Annotated in this window: 21 protein-coding genes; 14 read left to right on the top strand and 7 right to left on the bottom strand. The window is 67.2% G+C overall.

Annotated elements, in window-relative coordinates; genetic code table 11:
* The first annotated feature begins 17 nt into the window (after positions 1–17).
* From ABXJ52_RS27270 to ABXJ52_RS27255, 4 genes are all read left to right on the top strand, one after another.
* Entirely contained in the window at positions 18–374 is a 357-nt protein-coding gene (locus tag ABXJ52_RS27270) for a hypothetical protein (protein WP_367045289.1), read from the top strand.
* Entirely contained in the window at positions 375–2,618 is a 2,244-nt protein-coding gene (locus tag ABXJ52_RS27265; RefSeq protein WP_367045288.1) for a hypothetical protein, read from the top strand.
* A 22-nt stretch (positions 2,619–2,640) separates the two neighbouring features.
* A complete protein-coding gene (locus ABXJ52_RS27260) occupies positions 2,641–3,291 on the top strand; it encodes a hypothetical protein (RefSeq protein WP_367045287.1) in 651 nt (216 codons plus the stop codon).
* 125 nt (positions 3,292–3,416) lie between these two features.
* Positions 3,417–3,749: a DUF397 domain-containing protein gene (locus ABXJ52_RS27255; RefSeq protein WP_367045286.1), complete on the top strand. Its 333-nt coding sequence runs from the start codon at positions 3,417–3,419 to the stop codon at positions 3,747–3,749.
* Positions 3,750–3,871: 122 nt separating this feature from the next.
* Here ABXJ52_RS27255 and ABXJ52_RS27250 read toward each other — a convergent pair whose 3' ends face one another.
* From ABXJ52_RS27250 to eccB, 4 genes are all read right to left on the bottom strand, one after another.
* Entirely contained in the window at positions 3,872–4,180 is a 309-nt protein-coding gene (locus ABXJ52_RS27250) for a WXG100 family type VII secretion target (RefSeq protein WP_367045285.1), read from the bottom strand.
* 50 nt (positions 4,181–4,230) lie between these two features.
* Positions 4,231–4,563, bottom strand: coding sequence for a WXG100 family type VII secretion target (locus ABXJ52_RS27245; protein ID WP_367045284.1), 333 nt, complete (start codon positions 4,561–4,563; stop codon positions 4,231–4,233).
* 274 nt (positions 4,564–4,837) lie between these two features.
* Complete coding sequence (gene mycP / locus ABXJ52_RS27240; protein ID WP_367049311.1) at positions 4,838–5,965, bottom strand: type VII secretion-associated serine protease mycosin; 1,128 nt, start codon at positions 5,963–5,965, stop codon at positions 4,838–4,840.
* Positions 5,966–6,154: 189 nt separating this feature from the next.
* A complete protein-coding gene (gene eccB, locus ABXJ52_RS27235) occupies positions 6,155–7,684 on the bottom strand; it encodes a type VII secretion protein EccB (RefSeq protein WP_367045283.1) in 1,530 nt (509 codons plus the stop codon).
* A gap of 304 nt (positions 7,685–7,988) precedes the next feature.
* Here eccB and eccE point away from each other — a divergent pair, with 304 nt between their 5' ends.
* From eccE to ABXJ52_RS27190, 9 genes are all read left to right on the top strand, one after another.
* Positions 7,989–9,221 (top strand): type VII secretion protein EccE, encoded by a 1,233-nt coding sequence (gene eccE / locus ABXJ52_RS27230; protein ID WP_367049309.1) that lies wholly within the window; start codon positions 7,989–7,991, stop codon positions 9,219–9,221.
* Positions 9,222–9,319: 98 nt separating this feature from the next.
* On the top strand, positions 9,320–10,039 hold the full coding sequence (locus ABXJ52_RS27225; protein WP_367045282.1) for a hypothetical protein: 720 nt from the start codon (positions 9,320–9,322) through the stop codon (positions 10,037–10,039).
* Positions 10,040–10,346: 307 nt separating this feature from the next.
* On the top strand, positions 10,347–13,667 hold the full coding sequence (locus ABXJ52_RS27220; RefSeq protein ID WP_367045281.1) for an SCO5717 family growth-regulating ATPase: 3,321 nt from the start codon (positions 10,347–10,349) through the stop codon (positions 13,665–13,667).
* Between the two features lie 407 nt (positions 13,668–14,074).
* Positions 14,075–15,985, top strand: coding sequence for an ABC transporter substrate-binding protein (locus tag ABXJ52_RS27215; RefSeq protein WP_367045280.1), 1,911 nt, complete (start codon positions 14,075–14,077; stop codon positions 15,983–15,985).
* 3 nt (positions 15,986–15,988) lie between these two features.
* On the top strand, positions 15,989–17,071 hold the full coding sequence (locus ABXJ52_RS27210) for an ABC transporter permease (RefSeq protein WP_367045279.1): 1,083 nt from the start codon (positions 15,989–15,991) through the stop codon (positions 17,069–17,071).
* A complete protein-coding gene (locus tag ABXJ52_RS27205) occupies positions 17,068–18,006 on the top strand; it encodes an ABC transporter permease (RefSeq protein ID WP_367045278.1) in 939 nt (312 codons plus the stop codon). Before ABXJ52_RS27210 ends, ABXJ52_RS27205 begins: the two co-directional genes overlap by 4 nt.
* 44 nt (positions 18,007–18,050) lie before the next feature.
* A complete protein-coding gene (locus tag ABXJ52_RS27200; protein ID WP_367049306.1) occupies positions 18,051–19,076 on the top strand; it encodes an ABC transporter ATP-binding protein in 1,026 nt (341 codons plus the stop codon).
* Between the two features lie 35 nt (positions 19,077–19,111).
* Positions 19,112–20,134 (top strand): ABC transporter ATP-binding protein, encoded by a 1,023-nt coding sequence (locus tag ABXJ52_RS27195; protein ID WP_367045277.1) that lies wholly within the window; start codon positions 19,112–19,114, stop codon positions 20,132–20,134.
* Positions 20,135–20,327: 193 nt separating this feature from the next.
* The gene (locus ABXJ52_RS27190) at positions 20,328–20,525 is read left to right on the top strand and encodes a hypothetical protein (RefSeq protein WP_367045276.1); all 198 of its coding nucleotides are present in this window, start codon (positions 20,328–20,330) and stop codon (positions 20,523–20,525) included.
* Positions 20,526–20,632: 107 nt separating this feature from the next.
* Here ABXJ52_RS27190 and ABXJ52_RS27185 read toward each other — a convergent pair whose 3' ends face one another.
* Positions 20,633–20,857, bottom strand: coding sequence for a hypothetical protein (locus ABXJ52_RS27185; RefSeq protein ID WP_367049495.1), 225 nt, complete (start codon positions 20,855–20,857; stop codon positions 20,633–20,635).
* A gap of 180 nt (positions 20,858–21,037) precedes the next feature.
* On the opposite strand from ABXJ52_RS27185, the gene ABXJ52_RS27180 reads away from it, so the two are divergent.
* A complete protein-coding gene (locus ABXJ52_RS27180; protein WP_367045275.1) occupies positions 21,038–21,241 on the top strand; it encodes a hypothetical protein in 204 nt (67 codons plus the stop codon).
* A gap of 81 nt (positions 21,242–21,322) precedes the next feature.
* On the opposite strand, the gene ABXJ52_RS27175 is transcribed toward ABXJ52_RS27180, so the two are convergent.
* Together ABXJ52_RS27175 and ABXJ52_RS27170 are read right to left on the bottom strand one after the other, a co-directional pair.
* The gene (locus ABXJ52_RS27175; protein WP_367045274.1) at positions 21,323–22,270 is read right to left on the bottom strand and encodes a bifunctional riboflavin kinase/FAD synthetase; all 948 of its coding nucleotides are present in this window, start codon (positions 22,268–22,270) and stop codon (positions 21,323–21,325) included.
* A gap of 125 nt (positions 22,271–22,395) precedes the next feature.
* Positions 22,396–25,884, bottom strand: coding sequence for a trypsin-like peptidase domain-containing protein (locus ABXJ52_RS27170; protein ID WP_367045273.1), 3,489 nt, complete (start codon positions 25,882–25,884; stop codon positions 22,396–22,398).
* Between the last annotated feature and the right edge of the window lie 163 nt (positions 25,885–26,047).

Genomic DNA, 26,047 nt, shown 5'->3' with positions numbered 1-26,047 from the left:
CCTCTAACCGAGCCCAGATGAAACTCAATAGCGGAGGATATGACGACCGCGGAGGGTCTAAATCTCAACTGAACGTATCATCTAGCCTACTCGAAGAGAGAGCAAGAAAGGCAGAAATCGTACGCGGAAACTTCAAGGACGCCGACAATAAAGTTATGGGTTCGACCGAGAAGGTCGAACTCAAGGGGTTTAAATCAAACGCCGGAATCGCCACGTTCCAGAAACGATGGCGACGTCAGATGAAGTACATGGACGAACTCCTGGAGAATGGAGTAGCCGACAATCTCAGAGTCTCCGCAGCCTCATTCAAAGCAGAAGAGGAAGAGCGGTTGCAGGCTGCAAAGAAACTGCATGGCGAGAAGGAGAAGAGCTAAATGGCGCTCACTTATAGCCAAATGATCAAAGCAGACTTCTCCACACTCTCTGAGGCTGTAGACAGTTGGCGAAATCTTCCCGAGCAATTTGATACGATCGCCAGTTCATTCGGAAGAACGGTCACGCAAGGACTACGAGAGTCTGAGTGGTCTGGCGAAACGGCACACGCTGCACTGGAGAAGTTCCCAGTCATCGAGAAGCAGATGAAAGCTGCATCCGATGAGGCTAAGGATGTATACGACCTGCTCAAGAGTGCTCTGGAAGCTTTCCGAGCAGCTAAGGAGGACCTTAAACTCGTAGAGCAGTACGTGCGTGAAGACGAAAATTTGCACGTCAAAGCCGACGGCACCGTCTACTGCAACCCCCCGGCTGATGCCAAAGGAAGCACTACCTCCATCCAGAAGGCATACATTGAAACCGTGAGAAGCTGCAATGACAGAATCAAAGTCGCATTGACCAACGCCGATACCGCAGATGAAGCACTAAATTGGGCGCTCACCATGGATGCGAATGGTCGGCAGCGCGGTTTCAACACCGAAGCGCCGTCAAGCATCAGCGAAGCCAAGAGGGAACGTAGAGAGGCAGAGCAAGACGCTCAGAAAATGATCAAACTGGCCAGGCTCGGCGATGAAATGAAGACGAGCCAGGTAGAGCAGATGAACAAGATATTGGCCAAGTACGAGGGGGACCCATTCTTTAACGAGAAGTTCACCACCGGCCTCGGGGCCAAGGGTGCACTCGAGTTTTGGGCAGAGATGGCTGACCCCCAGAAAGAGGGAAATACGCGGATCCCGTACGAACACAGCAAGGCTCGTCTGGATCAGCTAACTTCACTACAAGACAATCTGAGCAGGACGCTGGCCGCCGCTACCCATTCTGACAGTGCGGCTATGCAGAAGTGGGAACGGCAGGTCATCGACCTCGGAGGAAGGCAGATCGAGGGAGGTAACGCTGGTGGGCCTTACGGTTTTCAAGTGATGAGCAACTTGATGCGCGAAGGAAAATATGACACCCAGTTCCTCGATCAGTACGGCACTGCACTAAAGAAGGAAGATAAACACTTCAACGAGGGCCCGTACACACCCTCCGACCTCTGGATGAGGCATTCCGACGCAGATCTAAACTTCGGATCGAAGGACGATCGCGGACAAGACCCGATGACTGGCTTTATGGAGGCTCTGGGACATAACCCAGAAGCCTCCACCAAGTTCATGTCGTCGGACGAAAATTTCGACTACCTGACTGCCGAGCGAGAATGGCCGTCGGATGGAACTGGTGATGGTGACACGGGGGCGTCTGCAGGCCATCGATCACTTTCTCACGCGTTGGAGTCGGCAACAACTGGGCACGCCTACGATGTTGGGCCAAGCGCAAGTACTCCTCCCCACAATAGGGATCAGGCAGAAATCATGACGAGAATCGTGAAAGGAGTCTCAGACCCCTCTAGCGACTTCAAATTTCATGATGGGATGGGGCGAAGTTTCGGCCAAATGGCTGCGGAGTATATGCCGGACATCCACCGCGCCCTGTCAGGAGGAGACGGCGGCGGGGATACATTGAAAGATCTATATCCCCTTAGTGCAGCCCAAGCAAAATTCAGCGAGCAAGACATCACTCGTTACATGTATGAAATTGGGCAAACCCCTGAAGGATACAAGGCCATAAACATCGGGGAAACCGTTTACGCCAGCGACCTAATCGATTATCATTTCGCTAACCCGGACGCCTACGGCGGGACCCCAGCCGAAAAGCTTCACGAACTTTCTTCGAGAAGTTCCGAAGTTCAAGGAATCGCCGGATTGGCTCGCGCAGATTCGGCACTGCAGAAGTCAGAAGCTGGTGACGAAAAGTTCAATCAGAATACAGAAGAATGGAAAACCTGGACGAAAAGCCTCACTAATGTGGGAATCGGCGTCGGAGTCGGGGCGGCGACCTCTCCGGTTGGAGGTGCCTTGGCCGTTGTCGCCTTGGGTGACATTAGTGGCCAAATGATTGACAAGCTATTCGGTGACCCCCTTGACAGTTCCGAAACTGCCCTATATCAAGCTGGCGAGAAATGGGAGGACCACAAGACCTCAACTGCAATGGCAACACAGGCGGCCGCCGCAGCAGCGGACTCAGCCCATCCCTCTGGCATGGACGAAGCAACCCTGGAGCGTGCCGTTCGAGAGGGCCACATCGAAGGAAGTGGCTATTCTCATGACGTCCTGCAAGAATATCGAAAGCTAAACGGGAAAGCATAACAGTGAAGACCGAGAGCATGGAATGAAAAGGCATAAAATTAAACTTCGAGTTCTTACCTTCCTGATCGTTTCGGTCGGAATCATAATCGCTTCAGTCTTGTGGATCGCCAACATTACGAGCAAGCAGGAGAAGAATCTAAAAGCTTCCGAAACATGTAGCGAGGAAATCTTCACTGGCGATGTTGAGGTGCTCGAGCGTTTGATTTCTGTTGATACATCCTTTAAGTCTCACTGGTCTCGAAGAGCTACTGACAGTTACCTTAAGCTCACATGCGACAACTTCACCAGTAGCGGATCCGTACGCATGTACACCGAGATGCGAGACGGCAACAGGGCCGACTGGGTCTCATCGCTCGAGAAGCACGACCAAGCTGGCAGAGAATCGAATGCGTCCCGATTCAAATCTGGAACCGAAGGCTTGGCTTGGAACAACAGTGCTGCAATCTATGCCAAGTGCAAGCTCTACTCCAAAGGCTCTAGTCATACTTCGGGCATGCAGCACCCATACCTGTCAGTGGTAATTACTGCTAGCGGCTCTTCCCGAGCTAAAGACAACGAGAATCGGGAAGATCTGGCATATCTTGCCAGCAAAATGTTGCTCGAGGCTAAGCTCCAGACGGGATGTCAGGAGCTTTCCGCTGTCCCCAGCGGTCCGCCGCAACTCGACCAGTAGTCACTGCACCGGGATAACGACTACTCAAGGTATGTGCTCTTCAGTAGAAGAGGCCCTCGCGTGCACCTTCTGCAAGTACGCTGAGAAAACGGTTGGTTCGTACGTCGGGAAGGGGTCGTTGGACCATGGCCGAGGGACACAGCAGCGAGGGCGTCGAGGCGCTCGACGAGGATGTCAAGGCGCGCAAAGAGCGTGAGAAGGACGAGCTCTACGCGCTTGACATCTCTGGCGTCGAGTGGCACAGCGCACCCGGTACTGAGGCGCACGAGGAGCGTGTCGAGATCGCGTACCTGCCGGCGGGAGCCGTGGCCATGCGTTCGTCCCTCGATCCCGAGACCGTGTTGCGGTACACGGAGGCGGAGTGGCGAGCGTTCGTACTTGGGGCGCGGGACGGTGAGTTCGATCTGGAGGCCGCTGCGGGTCCTGGCGGTGGAACCGCCTCCGACTCGGCGGGGTGAAGATTCTCCAGCCAAGCGCGCAGCAGTGAAGGGGCGGCCCCGGGGTGTCTCCGGAGCCGCCCCTTCACGTGCCACGGGCCCCAGCTCCTCATACGGGACCGGACCGGGCCTTGGTCAAGCTGTTACGACAGCATGCGGAATCGCCACGCGTTGCCCTTGTCCGTGTCCTGGTATCCGACGACGGACTGGTCCAGGAGCTGCGCGATGCGGCCGAGCTTCTCGGCCATGGCCGCCATCTCGGCATTGGTCGTGCGCTGGATGTCGCCGTACGCGACCTTGGCCTCGCCCTCCCAGGTGTCGGCCACCCTCTTCACCTCACGCATGAGGTCCTCGAGCTGCTCGACCATCTGCTTGGCGTTGTTACGCACATCGGTCGCAGCCTGGGTCACGGTGTCGTAATTGACCGCTGTGCGGTCGAAGTTGACTGACATGCTCGCCTCTCCTAAGCGGGTGCAGCTATTGCGGATCGGATCGTGTGGGCTCAGGCGTGGTCGACGATGCGGCTCGGGACCTCGTACGAGTTGTCCACCTTCCGAATCTCGGAGATGCGCTCCTGCTCGTGGCTGTCGAAGCCCTTGACGCTCATCCGCATCACGTCTTCGAGGTCGACGAGGTTGTCCTGAAGCTTCTTCAGGTGCCGGTTCACGCCCCGCTGCACGGTGTCGAACTCTTTGCCCGCCGCGCCTTGCCAACCTGCCTGGATCAGATCCACTACCGAATTGAGAGAGGTGACCCGCTTGCTCACGTCCATGTGGAAATTGCGGATCCTCTCGGCCAGCTTGGTCAAGTCGTCATTGCTGTAATCGACGCTCATCGCTCTTGCCCTCCTCATGTCGAGACCGCGGCAACCGCCGCAGCCTGCCTCCGCCCGGACAAACGTCCCGGCGGGTCCGGCGGGCAAGGGTTGCGTAGTACCTCGCGTCAATACGCGGGGTACTCCAACCGCGCCGCCCCCGTTCGGCATCCCTCAACGGATACCTTCTATCACTCTAGTCACTCTAGTCACTCTAGAGAGGGCTACCAACTACACAGCGAATCCACGCCAGTTAGCTCGCCAGGCCGTCTCCCCAGTTCGGGCTCGGAGCGCCTCAGCTGCTTCTTCGTCTGCGTACGTCCCTGAGCACCGTCGCCGTGCCCGCGATTACCGCCACAAGAATTGCGGCGACGCCAAGGGCATACGTCGCATATCGCTCTGCCCGCTCCTGGGGAGTCTCGGCCAGATTGAACGGGGTCGCATTCGGAGCCGGGGCCTTGGACAGGCCCGGGTCAGAGGTCGGGGACGAGCCCGGGTGGGCGACGTCCGAATCGTTGACAGCTCGGACCGGGTCAATCACACCCCAACCAACGTACTTGTCACGGCCGTTGATTGACCTCTCCGCCGTCTGCTCGATCTGCGTGACCACCTGCGCCGTCGTCCAGTCCGGGTGTTTGGCCTTGAGCAGTGCTGCCACCCCTGAGACAAAGGGGGCCGAGAAGCTCGTCCCGTTGTCCGTGCAGTGGCCGCCGGCGGGGACAGTCGACACGATGTCCACTCCGGGGGCCGCCACGTCCACGAAGGCACCAGGTTGGGAGAAGGATGCCCGTTCGTTGTTGCGGTCGGAGGACCCCACAGCCAGCACGCCTTCGAAGGCCGCCGGGTAGGTGTTCTTGACCTTGCCGTCCAAGCCGTCGTTACCTGCGGAGGCCACCACCACGATCCCGGCTTTGATGGCATCCCGCACTGCCGTGGCCAAGGCGGAACTACGCGACAAAGGCTTCGTCGTGTCCTGGGAGATGTTGATGACCTGGGCACCCTTGTCAGCCGCATGCGCGATGGCTTTGGCCATGGTGTCCGAGTCGCCGCTGTTCTCCGCGTCGTTCTGACGGATCGGAATGACGGTGGCCTTGGGGGCGAGGCCTACGAAGCCGGTTTCGGTGTCCGGACGGGCCGCGATGATGCCGGCGACCTTCGTGCCATGGCCCACTTCGTCCTTGGTCGGATCGGCTCCCTTGCCCTTGGTCAGGAAGTCGCGGCCCGCCGACGCGCGCACCGCACCCTCGAGCTGTGGGTTCTTGTCGTCAACTCCCGTGTCGATAACCGCTACCCGCACTCCCTGCCCCTGGTTGCCGTCCTGCCACAGTTCGTCCAGGAGGACTCGCTGCAGCGGCCACGGCCGGCCTTTGATGGGGGCAGCATCGAATGTGCACTGACCGCTGCCGTCCAATCGCATCGGCATGGATGCGGCCGATGCACTGTTATTGCCGGGGGCGTCCTCACCGGGAGCGGCCGAGCTGAAAGCTACGGCGATCACCGCCGCGTACAGGAGAACTGTCCTGGCCGCCTTCGCCGGTCCATCGGTCCTCACCTGTACGTCGATCCTCTCCATCGGCTTCCCGTCAGGTCTTTGGCACCGGTCGCCAACCTTTCAGGAACCCTGCGGCTGGCGGGCGCTGTTGGCGTCGAGACGGGGCCCCTTCGCCAGGAACTCCGACCAGGGAAGAGGGACGATGGCAGGCCTGACGTCGCCGTAGCCGAGCTTGACCTGCGCTTCGCTAGGTTCGGGGCTGCCGTCGGTCTGCATGCCGTCGTCCGTACCGATGTCCGACTTCCCGGTGTCACTGTCGCCGTTGCTCTGCACCGCGTAGCGCAGCCCCGTGTCCGTCACCAGGAACAGTGAACCCGACTTCGCCTGGTTTCCTTGAACCTGCGTATAGAGCAGACCCGTTCCCGGTGTGACGTAGGTGCTCGTGCCGCCCGCGACGATGTCAGCCGGATACTTCGGCCCCGCCCAAGTACTCAGCGTCGTGTCACCATTGCTGTCCACCTTGCGCAGCACATTGCACACGGTGTTCCGGTTCGCTGCAGCGGTTGTGGTGTTCACCTGATCGGGCCGGAGCTCTGGCCACTTGGCGGCCTGTCCGTCGAAGGTCTGGCCGTCGCTCGCGAAGTCCTGGAGCCCTACTGTGCGCGCGGTGCCGTTCATATTGAGCTTCGCTGTCTGCGGCGAGGTGATCAGGAGCCATGCGGTGAACTCGGAGAGGGGCTGGACCCTGCCCGGAAGCACGACGTAGTTCTTGATGCCCTCACCCGTACGCGTCTTGAGGACCATCCCGACCCTGTTCTCGTCCGCGGACAGCTGCCCCTGGACGCCCGCGGGTGACCCCACGGCTGCAGGCAACCTGGGGACCCGGATCGGGTCGCCTTGATGCAGAGTGGCCAACCACTCCTTGGTGACCAGCTGAGGCTTTCTCGTGGTTCCGACGAGCGCGTCCGTCAGATCGTCCCCCTCGACCCCCGTGACGGGGTAGGCCGTTCCCTTGCCATCGACCAGATGGCGTGCCCCCGCGCGCGTCTTCACGTACATGACCTCGCCGTCGGTCAGACGTTGAGCGCCGTCCATCACTTTCGCCTCCCGGTCGGCCAGTACGAAGGTGGCCTCCTGGGTGGTTCGACCGCCGGCGCCGCCCGGTTGTTCACATACAGCCCAGCGCTTGGCTGCCCCGGCCTCATCGCTGGACGGAAGGCGGTCGGGCGCGTACGGGATGCCGAGGATGGGGCCACGAGGCGGCACCCCCGCGTCGAGGATGTCGTCACTGACCTGGATGACCTTGTAGTCAGCTCCCTTCATCATCAGACGTGCGGAGGCGAGGTTGAGAACAGGGTGCAGGCGGGACTTCTTGCCGGTTTTCAGCACCACGTACCGCGTCGTCGACTGTTTGCCCACGATCACCCGGGTCCCCGGCTCGTCCCACTGGGCAGGCGCCTTGGGTTGGAACATCCCCCATGCACCGAAGACCGCGAGGACCAGGACAGCGACGATGAGTCCCGGGACGATGGCGCGCAGCGGGCGTGGCGCGCCCTCCTCCGATCCCGAGGGGGAAGGCTGAATGAAAGCTGCGAGCGTTCGGCGCTTCGCGAAGGTGTAGGCGTTGAGTTCATCCCGGCGTGATGCCATACGTGTCTGTTTCTCCCCGTGCAGCCCCGAGGGCGCGCTGCCCCCACTCTCCGTCGTCAGACCCGGGCCCTACTATGCCTGTTGTGTAATCGTGCGTGCGGGGTGGGTGAGGTTCCTGATTTCAGAAGGAACCCAAAAGCCCCGTTCAGCCAGGTGATTCGGGAGATATACGGGGGTTGGCGTGGTGGCTTCCGCAACGCGGAGTCGGGGGCGGGGGCAAGGTCGAGGCGCGCCGGAATCGCGGACTCGGCCGCAGTCGGGGGGTGTTGGGGTAAGGGCTGTCAGGACCAGGGATGCCGTCTCGCTGCATCTGCGCTCCGGCAGAACAGAATTGGGGTCGTTTCGCCTGCAACGGCTCGTATTGATCGAGGTCGCTGCCGCCCTGGTGTTGACCGCCTGGGTCATTGATCCGTTGGCCGTCGCGCCTGCTGCTGCTTTCGCGGTCGTGCTGGTGGCGTTCGCCGTGGTGCGTCGGCATGGGCGCTCATGGCCTGAGTGGATCGCCACAGCTCGGGATTTGCGTGCACGCCAGCGCCTGGCCGCCGAGATGGTGATTCCTGCGGGAACCGAGCCCGCCTTCGCTCCGGCCGTCGAGTGCGATCCCTCCCTGCGCACATATACCTATAGCGGGCGGGATCGACGGCAGGTGGGGATAGTGGGTGACGGGACCTTCGTCAGCGCCGTGTTGCAGATCGAATCGGACGGCACGGCGTTGCGCGCCGAGCGGACGCGACACCCCCTGCCGGTGGGCCTTGTGCGGGACGCTCTCGACGTGGATGGGATTCGGTTGGAGTCCGCGCAGATTGTGCTGCACACACAGCCCGCGCCCGCGTTGCATCTGCCGCAGAACTCCGTGGCCGTCAGCAACTACGCGCCGCTACAGGCCCAGACCGGGGCACCAGCCGTACGCATCACATGGGTCGCCCTGAAGCTCGATCCAGAGCTGTGCCCGGAAGCAGTGGCGGCCCGTGGCGGCGGGCTCATCGGAGCCCAGAAGTGTGTCGTGCGTGCCGTGGATCAGTTGGCGAGTCGGCTGACGGCGGCCGGGTTCCGCGCAACCGTGTTGAACGAGGAAGAAGTGGCTGCCGCCATCGCCACCTCGGCATGCGCTAATCCGCTGGTCACAGCGGAGGCGGGACGGACTGAGCTGCCGGAGCGCAGAACCGAGGAGTCCGCCCGCACGTGGCGCTGCGACAACCGTCGTCATACGACCTACTGGGTACGTCGTTGGCCGCAGCTGGAGACGGGGCGCGCCGGAGGTTCGGTGCCATCACCCTCTCTGCCTCAACTGGTCGCGCTACTCACCTCGATTCCCACTTTGGCCACGACCTTCAGTCTCACGTTGGCCCGCGGCGAGCGACAGGAGACGTCGCTGTGCGGGCATGTGCGGGTGACCGGCCGCAGTGATTCCGAACTCGCGTCCGCTCAGCGCGCCGTGGAACAGGGGGCCCGGCGGGCCGGCACCGGGCTGGTCCGCCTGGATCGGGAGCAACTGCCCGGCATGCTCGCCACGTTGCCGCTTGGGGGCACCCGATGAGGTATACCTCAGCCTCGAATACTGCTCCCGGAGGGGCGCCTTCCCCGGATGACTCATTCGGGCCCGTGGGCGGGGCCACCGGGGACTCGTCCTCTCGGGTGAACAGGGTCTCCACCGCCTTGCGCGGAGGGTTCGGATTGCTCGGTCCCCGGCACGGGCGGCATGCACTCTCCGGTGAGGAAGTGGACTCGCTCGCCTTGCCCATCGGGGACGACGGCGTCGTGATCGGTGTCGATGCGCAGGGACAGCCCGCTGTTCTCGGGGTCAATCGGCCCACCCCGTACGACGTCCTCCTCATCGGTGGTCTGTGGACCGCGCAGGTGATCGCGCTGCGGGCTGCCGCCACCGGAGCCCGGGTGGCTGTGGAAACCGGGCGGGCCGGCGCCTGGGGGCAACTTGCGCAGGCACTGGGGGTTGGACCGAGCGGGATGTCCGTACATGACGTGGGGCGGGTGCCTCCGCAAGGTGCGTCCGCCGGGAGCCCGGTGCTTGTCGTGCGGGACTGCGGGATGCGACCGCCTCGGGGACGGGTCGTGTCAGGGCCCTGGCAGTCCGTGCTGACCGTTCTGCCCTATCTGAGTCCCGTTGCGCCGCGCTTGATGCGGCAGGCCAGGCTTGTGGGGGTGCAGCGGGTCTCTCCCGATGAGGCAACTCAGATCGGGCGTTCGCTGGGGTTGCCGGGCGGCTACGTGGATGCCCTACCTACGCTCGCGGACGGCTTGACGCTGTGGTGTGCCGATCGTGACCGGCAGTACGTGATGACGCAGGCCACCGATGCCGAGACCGGATTGTTGGGTGCTGCTCGGCGGATGGACTGACCGGGGGTCGGTGTCGGCTGGCCAAGCGAGTTGGCAGGCATTTGCTGCTAGTTGGTTGATTTGTCCGTCACGGATTCGGATACGGGGGTCACTTCCGTCGGGAGCGTGACGGAGAGGACAGTATTCGGGGGGTGGGCTGCCCTGCCGTGCTTGTGGTTTTGGTGATTAGGCTGGGACTGGGCGCGTCGCCAGAACCCGGGAGTGGGTGGTGCGCGTCCACCACGGGGAGAGCCATGGCGGATCGGACGACAGAAACGGTCGCCCTCCCACCACGGCACGAGGGTGTTCGACCACATCAGGAGGCATTGTGAACAGCGATCGGGACGAGATCCGCGGGGGCTGGGATTCACCCGTCGATGATCAGTCCGACGCGGAGTCCGCTGCCGAGACTACGGGCGAGTTCACCATCGACTACGCCCCTCCTGCCTGGTACACGCAGAACGCGTCCGGCAGTGCGGGGGAGACTCCTTCGGCGTCGCCCGCGCCGTCTTCGTCACCTTCCTCGCCTTCCCTGCCCTCGTCTCCGCCGGTTTCTTCGCCTGCGGCTCCTGCTGCGCCCGAAGCCTCCGAGCCTCCGGCTCCGCAGTCTCCGCCGGTGGGGCCGCCCCCCGTTGTGCCGAAGCTGCCTGTGGGGGGTGGGTTCCAGCCTCGGGCCGATTGGGCTGCGCCGGTTGCTCCCGCTCCTGCCACTGCTCCTACTCCTGCTCCGGTTTCCTCGCCTTCGGAGCCTGCTGAGGGAGGGGCACCTTCGGGGGGTGCTGCTGACTGGAGCGGTGCCGTTGCTGGTGTTGCCTCCTCCGTGCATGTGACTGGTGTTGTTCCTAAGCCTGAGCCTGAGCCGGAGGCTGACGTTCAGGCTGAGGCTGCCGAGGTCGAGGCTGAGGATGAGGATGAGGTGCAGGCTGTTTCCACTCCTTCCGCTGTGGTGGGGCCTGTTGCCGACCGCAGTGGTGATCTGGAGAGCGGCGCCACCATGCGGTTCTCCTCCGCCGCCCTCAAGCGGGAGATCGAGGAGCGGGCCGCCGGATCCGTCTCCCCCTCGGAGGGGTCTTCGGAGTCTTCGGAGTCCTCGGGCGCGGATGAGTCGGATGAGTCGGATGAGGCTGCGCTTGGCCTCGGGGATGAGCAGCCTGAGTCGTCTCTTCTGGCTGCAGCCGGGCTTTCCTTCGGTGACGGCCACAGTGACGACGCGCCGCCTTCTGGTGAGCCTGTCGGAGAGTCCGTGGACGCGGATGAGTCGGACGAGGGTCTTTCCGCCTCCGATGACTCGGCCGATGACGATGACAATGACGGTGACGTTGAGGACTTCGGCGATTCTGGTGGTGTCGCTGACGAGATCCGGGATGCCTCTCCGCAGGATGCCGCTCCTCAGGACGCCGTGCCTGCCGCGCCCGTTGACGACGTGCAGGACTCCGTGCCTCCGTCCTGGACTCCGCCGCCCGCGCCGAACGGTGGGCTTCCGCCGTTGCCGCCCGCCTTCCAGCCTGCCGCGCCTACCTCTGCTCCGCAGTGGCCCGTGCCCGGTCAGGCGTCGACCCCGCCGCCCGCGGAACCGGCGCCGGCGCCAGCTGCCGAGCCTGTGCAGCCGCCGCCCGTACCGCAGCAGGCTCAGCCTGCGCCTGCGCCCGTACAGCAGCCTGCTCCTCAGGCCGCGCCCCCGGCCTGGCCCTCGCCGACCGGGCCCGTGGCGCCTTCTCCTGTCACTCCTGCGCCGGCGCCGCCGGTCGCCGATGCTCCGGCTCCGGCTCCGGCTCCGCACGGTGGGTACGGGTTCCCGCAGGCCACTGCGCCCGCCCCGGCCCCTGCCCCCGCTCCGGCTCCGGCTCCGGCTCCGGCCCCCGAAGCGCCTGCTCCGCCCGCCGGGTATGGGTTTCCCCAGCAGGGCGGCGCTCCCGTTCCGCCGAGTGGTTATGGGTTCCCGCAGCACGGTGCGCCCGCTCCTGCTCAGCCCAACTCCCCTGCCCCGCAGAGCAGTTACGGGTTCCCTCAGCCGCCCGCGCCTCAGGCCCAGCAGCAGCCGGCGCCGCAGGCGATGCCGCAACCGCAGCCCCCCGCTCCCGCGCAGCCGCAACCGCAGCCGCAGGCTCAGCCGCAACCTCAGGCTCCGCAGCCTCTTCCAGCTCAGCAGCCCCATGGTCAGCCTCAGCCGCAGGCGCAGCAACCGGTTCAGCCTCAGCCGCCCATCGATCCCCGCACCGGTGCCGCCTGGCCGCAGGCCGTACAGCACGATCAGCGGGAGCGGACCAATCCCGGGGCTCCCCTCGGGTACACCGCTGCCGTCGAGTTGTCCTCCGACCGGCTGCTGCGCAACACCAAGCCGAAGGCCAAGAGCAGTCGGCCCGCTGCCGGTGGGTCCCGGTTCAAGCTCGGCGGCAAGAAGGAAGAGGCCGAGCGGCAGCGGAAGTTGGAGCTGATCCGGACTCCGGTTCTGTCCTGCTACCGCATCGCCGTCATCAGTTTGAAGGGTGGCGTCGGGAAGACCACCACCACTACCGCCCTCGGCTCCACACTCGCCACCGAGCGGCAGGACAAGATCCTTGCCATCGACGCCAACCCCGACGCCGGTACGCTCGGGCGCCGCGTGCGCCGCGAGACCGGGGCCACCATCCGTGACCTCGTCCAGGCGATCCCGTACCTCAACTCGTACATGGACATCCGGCGGTTCACCTCGCAGGCCGCATCCGGGCTCGAGATCATCGCCAATGACGTCGATCCGGCCGTCTCTACGACGTTCAACGACGAGGACTACCGGCGTGCGATCGATGTGCTCGGGAAGCAGTACCCGATCATCCTGACCGACTCCGGTACGGGGTTGCTTTACAGCGCCATGCGGGGGGTTCTCGACCTTGCCGATCAGCTGATCATTATTTCCACGCCGTCTGTGGATGGTGCCAGTAGCGCGTCGACGACGCTGGACTGGCTGTCGGCCCACGGGTACGCCGATCTCGTGTCGCGGTCGATCACCGTCATCTCCGGAGTGCGTGAGACCGGGAAGATGATCAAGGTTGACGACATCGTGTCGCACTTCGAGACGCGGTGCCGTGGGGTTGTCGTCATTCCGTTTGACGAGCATCTTGCTGCCGGCGCCGAGGTTGATCTCGACATGATGCGGCCGAAGGTCCGGGAGGCGTACTTCAATCTTTCGGCGATGGTCGCCGAGGACTTCGTGCGGGCTCAGCAGCAGCAGGGGCTCTGGACTTCGGACGGGAATCCGCCGCCGGTCGTGGCTCCGCCCCTGCCGGGGCAGGGGGGCTATCCCGGGCAGCAGGCGCCCGCGCCTGGGGCTGCGCCTGGGCAGCAGCCGTACGGGGGGCAGGCGCCGCAGCCTGGGCAGGCGCCGCAGCCTGGGCAGGCGCCCTATCCGGGGCAGGCGCCGCAGCAGCCTTACGCTCCTCAGCAGCCGCCGCAGCAGCAGCCGCAGCAGCAGCCGCCCGCGCCGCAGCCGCAGCCCGGTGGGCAGCCTTATCCGCAGCAGCCGGGGGCTCCGCAGGGGTGGCAGAACGCGGCGCCTCAGGGGCAGCCGCAGCCGGGGCAGGCCCCGCCGCCCGTCCAGCCTGGGCAGCCGTTCCAGCCCGGGGCTCCGTATCAGCCCCCGCAGCCTCCCGCGCCGGAGGCGCCGCAGCAGTAGCCTTCGCCTCCGCCGATCTCGACTGGGCCCGCACCGAACCTTGGTGCGGGCCCAGTCTGTTAGTCCAGCGCCCCGCAGTTCGACTGACGAACAGACTTTCCCACCCACCCACCCGATTACCCCGCAGACCAACCATCGAAGGGGACCCGGGCGGGCAAGCGGACACGGGGGCAACACCTCCCCCCACCTGCCCCTCCCCCCACCATCACCCCCCGACCAGCCACGCTTCACAGGTCTTGACCAATGCGGATGAAATACGGGTCAACTCGTTATTTCCGCAGGCCACATGGGGTTCACCTGCCGTTGACTGACGCAGACTGGCGCTGGTAGACACACACATCAACCAGCTGGCGTTCCTTGATCAACTAGCCATCTCTGCGCGAGCGATGACGCGAGGTCACCGACCCATGGATACACAAGATCAGCACGGCAGAACACGGACTCATCGGTCTCACCCCACCACCAAGGCGTCCCCGGAGAGGCCCGCGAAAGCTCCCCCACGCCTCCGTCTCCTCCTGGCGGCCGCCACCGGCGCCCTCACCCTCACCGCGGGTCTCGCCACCCCCCTCAACCCGGCGCCCCAACAGGCCGAGGCCAAGGCGGACGGCAAGAAGACCCTGACCGTCGCGGTGGCCCAGAGCGTCGACTCGCTCAGTCCCTTCCTCGCCCAGCGGCTGCTCAGCACCAGCATCCACCGCCTGACGTACGAGTACCTGACGAACTACGACGCCAAGGACAACCACGCCATCCCCGGCTTCGCCACCAAGTGGGAGCCCTCCGCCGACAAGCTGACCTGGACGTACACCATCCGGGACAACTCGAAGTGGTCGGACGGCAAGAAGGCGACCGCCGAGGACGCGGCCTGGACGTTCAACAAGCTGATGTCCAAGGACGGCACAGCGAGCCCCAACTCCAGCTTCGTCGCCAACTTCAAGAAGGTGACCGCACCCAGCCCCACCAAGCTGGTCGTCGAGCTGAAGGAGCCGCAGGCCACCATGGCCGCGCTCGACGTGCCGATCGTCCCGAAGCATGTGTGGGAGAAGGTCGGTGACATCAGCAAGTACAACAACGACAAGGACTTTCCCGTCGTCGGCAACGGGCCTTTCGTCCTCACCGACTACAAGACCGACCAGTACGTGAAGCTGAAGGCCAACAAGAACTTCTGGCGCGGCGCGCCCAAGTTCGACGAGCTGGTCTTCAAGACGTACAAGGACCAGGACGCCGCCGTCGCCGCGCTGAAGAAGGGCGAGGTGGCCTTCGTCGCCGGGCAGCCCGCCCTCACCCCCGCGCAGGCCGCCGAGCTCAAGGGCACGGAGAACGTCAAGGTGAACGAGGGGCCGGGCCGGCGCTTCTTCGCGCTCGCGACCAACCCCGGCGCCCAGACCCGCGACCGCAAGAAGTTTGGTGACGGGCACAAGGCCCTCCTGGACAAGAAGGTCCGTCAGGCGCTCTTCCTCTCCGTCGACCGTGAGGCGCTGGTCGACAAGGTCTTCCAGGGTCAGGCCGTCGAGGGCGAGGGATACATCCCACCTCGCTTCTCCGAGTACGCCTGGAAGCCCTCCGCCGACCAGAAGCTGTCGTACGACCCCAAGAAGGCCGCCCAACTCCTCGACGACGCGGGCTACAAGAAGAACGGCGACGGCAAGCGCGTCGGCAAGGACGGGAAGCCGCTCGACTTCCGCATCCTGTGTCACGCCACCGACCCGAACGACAAGGCCGTGGGGAAGTATCTGAAGGAGTGGTGGGGGGACCTTGGTATCGGGCTCAAGGTCAACTGTCTCGATGACGTGTCCGTGCCCTGGTACGCGGGTGAGTACGATCTCGCGTTCGACGGCTGGTCCGTCAACCCCGACCCGGACTTCGTCCTCGGCATCCACGCCTGCGCCGCGCTCCCGGTGAAGGCCAAGGAGAGCGCCGCGACCGACAACTTCATCTGCGACAAGAAGTACGACGAGCTCTACAACAAGCAGCTGGCCGAGTACGACCCCGCCAAGCGCGCTGAGACCGTCAAGGAGATGCAGTCCTGGCTCTACGACTCCGGGTACATGAACATCCTCGCGTACCCGAACGCCGTCGAGGCCTACCGCACCGACCAGATCAAGTCCATCACCACCATGCCGACGGCCGCGGGCAACATCTACGGCCAGGACGGTTACTGGTCCTGGTGGTCGGCGGAGCCCGCGGATGGGAAGAGTTCCTCCAAGGATGGAAGCTCGACCGGTGTCATCATCGGTATCGCCGCCGCCGCGGTGGTGCTCGTCGGCGGCGGAGTCCTGTTCGCCCTGCGCCGCCGTTCGACCGCAGAGGACCGCGAGTAACGCATGACCGCTGACAGCAATCCCGCACTGCTCGACACCGAGGGCGCCGCGGCGACCGACGATCCGGCGTTCGCCGGGCCGTCGGCCCGCGGCCCCCGGGCCCGGAACACCCGCGCCTATCTCCAGTACGTGGCGGGCAAGCTGGGCGGCGCCGCCGTCTCGCTGTTCGCCGTCCTCGTGACCAGCTTCTTCCTGTTCCGGCTCATCCCGGGCGACCCGGTGAAGCAGATGACCGGCGGAAAGCGCGTATCGGCCGAACAGCTGGACGCGATGCGCAAGGAGTTCGGCCTCGACCAGCCGGTCATGACGCAGTTCCTCGACTACTGCGGCAACGCGCTGACCGGCGACTTCGGCACCTCCTACCAGTTCCACACCCCGGTGATGGAGAAGATCACCGACGCGCTGCCCGCGACGCTCCTGCTCACCGGCACCGCGTTCGTGCTCTACACCCTCATCGGCATCTGGCTCGGCACGCGCACGGCGTGGCGCAACGGCGGGCTCGGGGACCGGGTCCACACCGGTCTCGCGCTCACGCTCTACTCCGTGCCGTCCTTCTGGCTCGGCCTTCTGCTCATCATCACCTTCTCGGTGGGGGTCGGCCCGATCCCCGGGCTCTTCCCGACCGGCGGGCTCGAATCGGGGGGCGAGACGGGTATCGCGTACGTCATCGACGTCGCGCACCACATGGTGCTCCCCGTCATCACCCTGGTGGCGGTGGGATACGCGCAGACGCTCCTGGTCATGCGCTCGTCGCTGCTCGACGAGATGGGCAGCGACTATCTGACCACCGCACGCGCCAAGGGGCTCCGGGACGATCTGGTACGCCGTCGTCATGCCGTCCCGAACGCGATGCTGCCCACGGTCACGCTGATGTTCGTGAACCTCGGCACGGTGGTGGCGGGCGCGATCCTCGTCGAGACGGTCTTCTCCTGGCCGGGACTCGGCGGGCTCTTCTACGCCGCGCTGAGCGTGCCCGACCTGCCCCTCGTGCAGGGTCTGTTCTTCGTGTTCGCCGCCGCGGTGATCCTGATGAACACCCTGGCCGACGTGATCTATCCGCTGCTCGACCCGAGGGTGGGCCGATGACGACCGAAGCAACAGAGACCGAGAGGACCCAGGTCCCGGTCGCCAAGAGCCCCCGGGCGCTCGCCTGGACCCGCAGGCGGCACTCCGCCGCCCGCTTCTGGCGCGAGTACCGCACACACCGGGCCGGGCTCTTCGGTCTCGGCGCGCTCGTCCTCATCGCGCTCGTCGCCCTCTTCGCGCCGCTCCTTGTCGGCGCGGACGCGCAGAGCGTGACCGACGCGCCGGGCAAACCGATGGAGTCGCCGAGCGGCGAATTCCCGCTGGGCACCGACCAGTTCGGGCGGGATCTGCTCGGCCTTCTCGTGTGGGGCGCGCGGATCTCGCTGACCATCGGGCTGCTGGCCGCCGTGCTTTCGGTGGCCATCGGCACCGTCGTGGGGGTCACCGCGGGGCACTTCAAGGGCTGGTACTCCACCGTGATCATGCGCATCACGGACTGGTTCCTGGTGATGCCCACGCTGGTGCTCGCCATCGCCCTCGCCACCGTGATGTCCGGAACCATCTGGACGATCATCCTGGCGATCGGCGTGACGACGTGGCCGACGACCGCGCGGCTCGTCCGCGCCCAGACCCTGGCCGTGGAGTCACGCCCGTACATCGAGAGGGCACAGGCGCTCGGCGGCGGGCACGGCCATGTCATGACCCGTCATGTGCTGCCCAACGTCATGCCGCTGGTGCTCGCGCAGACCACCCTGGTCATCTCCAGCGCCATCCTCACCGAGGCGACGCTCGCCTTCCTCGGACTCGGCGATCCGACGGCCGTCTCCTGGGGCGGACTGCTCCAGGACGCGCGTGAGGCGGGCGCGGTCAGTGCGGGCAACTGGTGGTATCTCGCTCCGCCCGGCATCGCCATCGCCGTCGTCGCACTCGCGTTCACGCTGTGCGGGAGGGCCGTGGAGTCGGTGCTCAACCCCAGGCTGGGGGTCTCCCGTTGAGCGGTTCGGATGAGGTGACGGAGACCAAGGTGACAGGGGCCAAGGTGACAGAGGCCAAGGCGACGGAACAGCGCCTTCTCGACGTAAGAAATCTCGAAGTGACGTACGCGTCCGGGGCGGCCGCGGTGCGCGGCGTGAACCTCTCGGTCGACGCGGGCCAGAAGCTCGGGGTCGCGGGCGAGTCCGGCTGCGGCAAGTCCACGCTGGCGCTCGCGTTGCTTCGGCTGTTGCCCGCCGGCACGAAGGTGACCGGTGAGGTCCTGCTCGACGGCGAGGACGTCCTCACCATGAAGTGGGGCCAGGTCCGCGCGGTCCGCTGGGCGGGCGCGTCGGTCGTCTTCCAGGGCGCGATGCACTCGCTCAACGCCGTGCACCGCATCGGCGACCAGATCGCCGAGCCGATCCTGCTGCACAAGAAGGCCACGCAGGCGGGCGCGAAGAAGAAGGCCGGAGAGCTGCTCGAGCAGGTGGGGCTTCCTGCCGCTCGTGCGCAGGCGTATCCGCACGAGCTGTCGGGCGGTCAACGTCAGCGCGTGATGATCGCGATGGCACTCGCCTGCGATCCGCGCCTGATCATCGCCGACGAGCCGACCACGGCCCTGGACGTGATGATCCAGGCTCAGATCCTGCGCCTGATCGAACAGTTGGTGTCCGAGCAGGACCTGGGCCTGATCATGATCAGCCACGACCTGGCGGTGCTCTCTGACACGTGTGACCGGCTCGCGGTGATGTACGCGGGCCGCGTCGTCGAGGAGGGCCCGGCCTCCGAGGTCTACGAGAACGCCCAGCACCCGTACGGCAAGGCCCTCTCGGCGGCCTTCCCGCGCATCGGCGACGCGGCGTCCCGCTTCGCGCCGCGCGGTCTGCCCGGCGACCCGCCCGACCCGTCCCTGCTCCCCACGGGCTGTACGTTCCACCCGCGCTGCCCGGTCGCCCTCGACGTCTGCACCACGGAGGACCAGGCGCTGCGGGACGCGGGCCCCCGGCACCGCGCGGCGTGCGTGCACGCGGGCTCACAGCTTCCCGCGCAGCCGACGTCCCCGCCGGCGACGGCGGAGCGGACGCCGTGAGCACCGACAGACCACGCACCGAGGAGCAGCGACGCATGACCACCGACGCCCCCGTTTCTTCCGCCGCCGCCGATCCGCTGCTGTCGGCGGGTGACCTGCACATCACGTTCCCCGGCCGCCGCGGCGCGCCGCCCGCGCGGGCGGTGGACGGCGTCGACCTCGACATCAAACCGGGCGAGATCGTGGCCCTGGTCGGCGAGTCCGGCTGCGGCAAGACGACCCTGGCCCGTTCCCTGCTCGGCCTCGTGCCGCCCACGTCCGGCAAGGTGACCTTCGGCGGCAAGCCGCTCGACTACTCGGGCCGCGCCCTGAAGGCGTACCGCAAGCGCGTCCAGCTGGTGCTCCAGGACCCGAGCGGCTCCCTGAATCCCCGTCACACGGTGTACGAGGCCGTGGCGGAGGGCCTGCGCATCCACGGGTACGGGGGCGACGAGCAGGTGGCGGTCGCCGACGCCCTCTCCCGGGCCGGGCTCCGGCCGCCCGAGCGGTTCTTCCTGCGCTATCCGCACGAGCTGTCGGGCGGCCAGCGCCAGCGTGTGGTCATCGCGGGCGCGCTGGTCCTTGAGCCCGAGCTGATCGTCGCGGACGAGCCGGTAGCCTCGCTCGACGCGTCCGTGCGCGGCGAGATCCTCGCTCTGCTGCTCCGGCTCCGCGACGAACTGGGCCTGTCGGCGCTGGTGGTGACGCACGACTTGGGTCTCGCGTGGAACATCGCCGACCGTGTCGCGGTGATGTACCTGGGCCGGATCGTCGAGACGGGGACGGTGGAGGAGGTCCTGACCTCGCCTCAGCACCCCTACACCCAGGCGTTGTTGTCCGTACTGCCGGAGGCCCCGGGAGACCCCGTGGTCCTCACCGGCGAGCCGCCGGACCCGTCCCGCGTCCCGGGCGGCTGCCGCTTCCACGCACGCTGCCAGGTGCTCGCCTCGGGTGAGGCGGAGCGGGCGGGCGTGGCGGACCGCTGCCGGACGGAGGATCTGCCGGTGCTGTCCGGCGGCGGTGAGACACAGGTGGCGTGCCACTGGGCGGGGGTCAACGTCGGTGCGCCCGGGGTCTGATCCGGGGGCTGATCCGGGGTCTGGTCGGTCGAGTGCCGTAGCGGGGGCCCGCCTTCTGTGGTGGCGGATCGTTACCTCTGCCACGTACGGGTGATACGGGGCCTAGCAGGCGTGATCTCTGGGGAGTCACTGAGCGTCGCGGTTCACATACGGACCGTGACAGCTCAACTCCACCGACTTGAAGGAGATTTCCATGCGCCGTTCCGCCGCCGTCATCCTCGGGGCCGTCGCGCTTCTGGGGGTGCTCGCCGTGCCGGCCAGCGCCATCCCGGACCCCGTAGGGACCGTCGACTGCGTGGCTCAGGCGGCCGGTGACGTCACTTCGCTCGTCGACCCGGCCAGCCTCGGCGTCCCCTCCGAGGTACCGGGCACGGCGTGCCTCGCCCCGTGAGGCGGTAGCGCCGTCCCGTGAGCTGAACAGGCTTGCGTCGTCACGTACTTGCGCGGCCACCCCGGGACCCCGCGCAAGTACGGTACGACCACGAGCGGTTCAGGGCGTCAGCCCCACCGGTAGCCGTCCCCGAAGTTGAGGGTGTGCTCGAGCACGTCCTCCAGCGGGTCGTCGATCTGGCCGGTGCTGATCAGCGCGACGGTGGGCGCGTTGTGCGAGTCCTTGTGTGTCTCGTCCGCGTAGGCGGTGCCGGAGGCCAGGACGGACGGCACTGCCGCCATCGTCGCGACCAGCGCCCACCGGGACGTTTTCTGCACCCAACTGCGGTTCACTGCAGGCTCCTTGGAAACGTACGCGTGCGGGCCGCTGATCGCGGCCCGCTCACCGTACGTAACCCTGGAACGACCAAGAAGTCACTGACGATCATACGAAAGGGTCGTCGGACGCCCGAGTCCGCACGTCCCCCGTGTGGGCCAACTGGACCCCGCGGACCGGAAGAAAGCAGAGACCACATGCGTCATCGCCGCGTCCGGAACCTCGTCCTGCTCGCAGCAGTCGCCCTGTCCTGCACCGCGCTCGCCACCCCGGCGTCCGCGGCCGAGCAGGAGGCGGCGGTCAACCCTCCACCGCTGCCCCACATCGAGTCCCTGGTCACCGAAGGAGTCAGCGTGGAAGGCCCGCTGATCAACAACATCGGCCTGCCCACCCTCCGCTAGACCCTGCCCACCCTCCGCCGGACACGGACGGCTCGGGGGCTCGACGGCTCGGGGGCGTAGGCCTGCCGGGGGGGGAAGCCCCTACTCGGCAGCCTCGATGAGCTCCCGGGCCTTCTTCACGTCATCCGCGATGGCGACGAGCAGCGAGTCGATCGAGTCGAACTTCGCCTGCCCGCGCACGAAGGCGAGGAAGTCCACCGCCACGTGCAGCCCGTACAGGTCGAGACCGACGCGGTCGATCGCGTACGCCTCGACCGTCCGCTCCGTCCCGTCGAACTGCGGGTTCGTCCCCACGGAGATCGCCGCGGGCATCGCCTCGCCCTGGGCGTGCAGCCACCCCGCGTAGACGCCGTCCGCGGGAATGGCGGTGTGCGGCAGCGTCTCCACGTTGGCGGTGGGGAAGCCCAGTTCACGCCCGCGCTGCGCACCCCTAACCACGACGCCCTCGACGCGGTGCGGGCGGCCGAGGATCTCCGAGGCGCCCTCCACGTCACCCTCCGCGACCAGGCGCCGGGTGAGGGTGGAGGAGAAGGGCTCGCCGCCCCCGGCCGAACCGCTGACGAACAGGTCGATGACATCGACCTCGTAGTCGTACGTGGCGCCGATCTCGGTCAGGAAGGCGACATTGCCCGCGGCCTTGTGGCCGAAGCGGAAGTTGGGGCCCTCGACGACCAGACGCGCGTGCAACTTGTCGACCAGGACCTTCACGACGAAGTCGGCCGGCGAGAGCTTCGAGAACTCCGTGGTGAACGGCAGGATGAGGAGCGCGTCCACGCCGAGTTCCGCCATGAGTTCGGCGCGCCGGTGGTGCGGGGCGAGCAGCGGCGGGTGGCTGCCGGGGCGCACGACCTCGGAGGGGTGCGGGTCGAAGGTGACGACCACGGCGGGAACGCCGAGCTCACGGGCGCGTTCGACCGCGCGGCCGATGATCAGCTGGTGCCCGCGGTGTACGCCGTCGTAGGAACCGATGGTGACGACGCTGCGCCCCCAGTCCTGGGGGATGTCCTCCAAGCCACGCCAGCGCTGCACTGTCTTTGCTCCTCGCCGAACCTGTGTACGTGTGTGTACGCGTGTGTACGTCCCATTGCCGATTGCGCAGGTCTAAGACTGCCATGCCCGCGCTGTCCGGATCGCATCGGAGGGGGTGGCGGGGGTCACGCCGGGACGCTTACTCCCGCGAGGTTCTCGATCATGCGGCGGGAGCTGGGACCGACCAGGGCGGACCAGTCCTGGGGGGCCGCGCAGATCCACCGGGCGACCCGTGTGGAGAAGCCCGGCACGGAGCGGGCCAGCTCGACCAGGCGCCGGTCGAAGCAGGTCGCGCCCTCCGGGGTGCGCACGAGCAGCGCGCCGATGCGGTGCACCAGTTCACGGACCCGTTCCTTGTCGCCGCCGCCCGCCACGGCGCAGAGCGCGGCGTCCAGGACCTCGGGCTCCCGCTCATGGGTGAGCAGCACCTCCAGGAGCTCGGTGCGCAGGGCGCGCGAGGCGTCGCTCCCGGGGGCGGCGACGGCCGTGGCGAGCGCGGCGCGTACCGACGGTGGGCAGCGCCGCAGGAGGTCAGTGACCAGGGGGAAGAGTACGGCGCGTGCGACGGGCCCCTGCTCGAACCGCAGGTCTAGGTAGGCGGCCACATGCCCCGCGAGGTCGGGGCGCAGTTCCAGTACGTCGCGTACGAGATCGGCCACCCGCCGGGCGAGCACGGGCGCGGTCACGTCGGCCAGGCCGCGCAGCACCTCGCCCGGGGTGGGGCCGGGGCCGTACAACCGGGTCCGGAAGGCGGCGATGACCTGCTCCGGATGGGTGTCGAGGGCGGCGGCGAGCGCGCTCGGGGGCAGCTGCGGGTCACCGGCGGTGAAGCGCTTCAGGGCGGGCGGCAGGTGACGTGCGCGGGTCTGCGGGTCCCGTACGAGGAGGGCGAGGGCGGCGCCGTGCAGTGAGTCGTCGGCGGTGCGGGCCAGCAGGGCGAGGGCCGCGTACCGCAGGAGCCTGCGGTCGGCGTCCGTGGTGGCGTGCGGGGCGGCGCGCAGGCCGTAGGCGACAGCGGCGACATGGCGTGCGGGGCGGGCGTCGTGGACCCAGCGGTCGACGGCCCGGCAGATGGCCGAGGGTTCCTCGTCCGCGAGGGCGGCGAGCAGTTCGTCGGCGCGGGGGTGGGCGCAGCCGACCAGGATCTCGGTGAGGTCGTCGATGGCGCGGTGCCGGTGGGTGTGCAGGAGGGCCTGGGCGGCCGATGCGACGGTGGCGTGCGGAGTGGCTTCGAGGGGGCGCTCGTCGGTGAACCAGCGGGTCAGTTGCGGCTGCGTCCTTGCGGGGTCTTTCACCAGCAGTTCGGCCACGGCGTCCAGGCAGCGGTGCCCCTGCGGGGGGCCGGGCGGGGGGTCGGTGATCACTGCTTCCCGGAGGAGGTCGAAGCGGTCGTCGTCGCCGAGGGGCAGACCGAGCCAGAACCCGGCGGGGTACGTGCCCTGCCGGGCGAGGTCCGTGAGGAGCGCGAGGTAGGGCTTCGCGTCGGCCACCCGGGAGAGGGTCTCCTCCAGGAGGCGCTTGGCCCACCACCGTGCGTCCTCCTGGCCCCTGGCCTCCACCCCGATCTCGCTCGCACCCGACGGTCGGCCCTTTGCCTCGGGCGTGGCTGCGCCCTCACCCGGCGGTCCGCCTTTCGCCGCTTCGCGGCGTGTTTCCCGCCTACCCACCCGATTGCCCCGCGTCTCCCCCACCTTCCCCACCTCGCCCAACTCCCCCAACCGCGCCCCTAGTTCCCCCGCTCCCCGCTGCCGCCCCAACAGCAGCAGCGCCTGCACCACCGGGCCGATCCGGTGTCTCGGTACCGGCAGTGACGTGGGCGTCGGGTCGTGCCGGAAGACCAGTGACCACAGCGCTCCGTCCACATCCAGGTGCATCCCCTGGATCCAGTCCGCGAGCTCCTCGTGCGCGAAGCGGTAGCCATCCCCGGCAGGGACGAGCAGGCCCTCCGTGAGGACCGCGGAGGCCCAGCCGGTCCCCCACGGGAACACCTCCTCGAAGGACGCCCGGTCCAGCTCACCCTGCCCCGGCCCCAGGCACCGCCGCGCGGCCTCGTGCACCTGCCCGGACACCTTCGCCGCGAGGCGTCGTACAGCCGTGCCCCGCAGTCCGTTCGCCACCGCGAGCCGCACCGCCACCCGTAGGCACAGCACGTCCAGATAGGCCTCGAAGATCTCCTCCCGGTCGGGGCGGCCCGGCGGCGGCTCCTCCGGCAGGGCCGCGCGCACCTCGGCGAGCAGCCGCAGGGCCAGGGGGTGTCGCGCGTCGGCGGCGGCGAGCGCTCCGTCCGGGATGCCGTACCGCGCGCGGGCGGTCCGCGCCTGCGGCTCGGGCAGCTCCCCCAGGTGCACGCTGCCCGGGAGGAGCTCGGCGGGAAAACGCTCGCCGGCCTGCTCCCAGTACTCCGCACGGCAGCCGACCACGAGCCGCGCGCCCGTCTCCCGCAGCCAGTCGGCCGTGCCCCTGCTCCACTCGGCGAGCCGGTGAGCGAGAGCCGGCGGCATCTCCTCGGGGCCGTCGAGCAACAGCAGCAACGCCCGCCCCTCGTCCCGCACGAGCCGCGCGACCCGCCCCGCGGAGATGTCCCCGAGCCCGTCGGCCGCCTCGGCGAGCGAGTCCTCCGACGCCTCCGAGGCCTCCGAGGCCTCCAGGATCCGCCCGGCCCGCTCCAGAGCTCGCTCCACCGCGTCGCCCACGCCCGTGTCCGTGCCCTGGAGGTCGGCGCCGCGCAGCCACAGCGTGGGGGCCGGTTCGGTGCCTCGCGCGCGGCATGCCGCGAGGGCGGCGAGTTCCGTCGTCCGTCCGGTGCCGGGATCGCCGACCAGGCCGAGCACCTGCGCGGGCCCCGCCACGAACTTGGCCAACTCCCGTTTCGTATCCGGGCGTTCCACCGGTTCCAGGAGGGCGGGGCGCGGGCCGTCGGAGCCCAGGGACGTCGCCGCCAGGTGCAGCGCGCCCGCCAGGTTCAGATCGCGGCCGTACGCGGGAACGGTCGCCGCGTTGCGTGCCAGGAGCCCGGCGAGCGGCCCGCCCGGATCGGCGGCGGCCGCGTCCCGCAGCGGCAACGCGAATCCCGCGGCGCTGTGCTCGCCGTGCAGGGCGGTGCCGAGGACGGCGAGCACGGCCCCGGTCGAGGCGTCGACGACCGGGCCGCCCGCGGCTCCGCCGCCGAGCCGCAGCGCGTCGGCGCCGTCCGTGCCGATCGCCAGTTCCATGGCCGAGTCGATGAGGTGGAAGCGGTCCGTCGCGGTGTACGTCACGGGAGCCGGGCCGAGGACGCGCGCCTCACGCAGGCCGCGCGCGACGATACGTACATAGGAGCCGACGGGAACGCTCTCGCGGACCGTGACGGGCAGGGGCCTCAGGTGGAGGCCCTCCGTGCGGACGAGGGCCAGATCGGCCTCGGGCAGGGCCACCACGGCGTCGGCGCTCACCACGCAGACGCGTTCCCCCGCCGCGTGCAGCACGATCCGCGCCAGGCCGTCGACGGCTTCATGGCTGGTGATCACCGTGCCGTGGTCGTCGGCGGCGAACCCCATGCCCCGCGGGCGCCCGGCCAGATCGCAGACCCGCACGAGGGCGCCGTCGAGCGCCGCCGGGTCGCCCTGTCCCGCCATGCCCGAACCTCCCGCGACGCCCCGTCCTTCCGACGGTAGGTCGGTGGTGATCAGCTGGACAGAACGCGTCGCGAACGCGCCCCCTTCTGCTCCCTCGGTTCACTCCGAGCGCCTGCCCGATGGGGTGAATCGGCAGGGCGCGCGGGATACATCTAGGGGTGGG

Source organism: Streptomyces sp. Je 1-332, assembly GCF_040730185.1.
Classification (GTDB): domain Bacteria; phylum Actinomycetota; class Actinomycetes; order Streptomycetales; family Streptomycetaceae; genus Streptomyces.
This window is presented reverse-complemented; position numbering and strand designations above follow the sequence as displayed.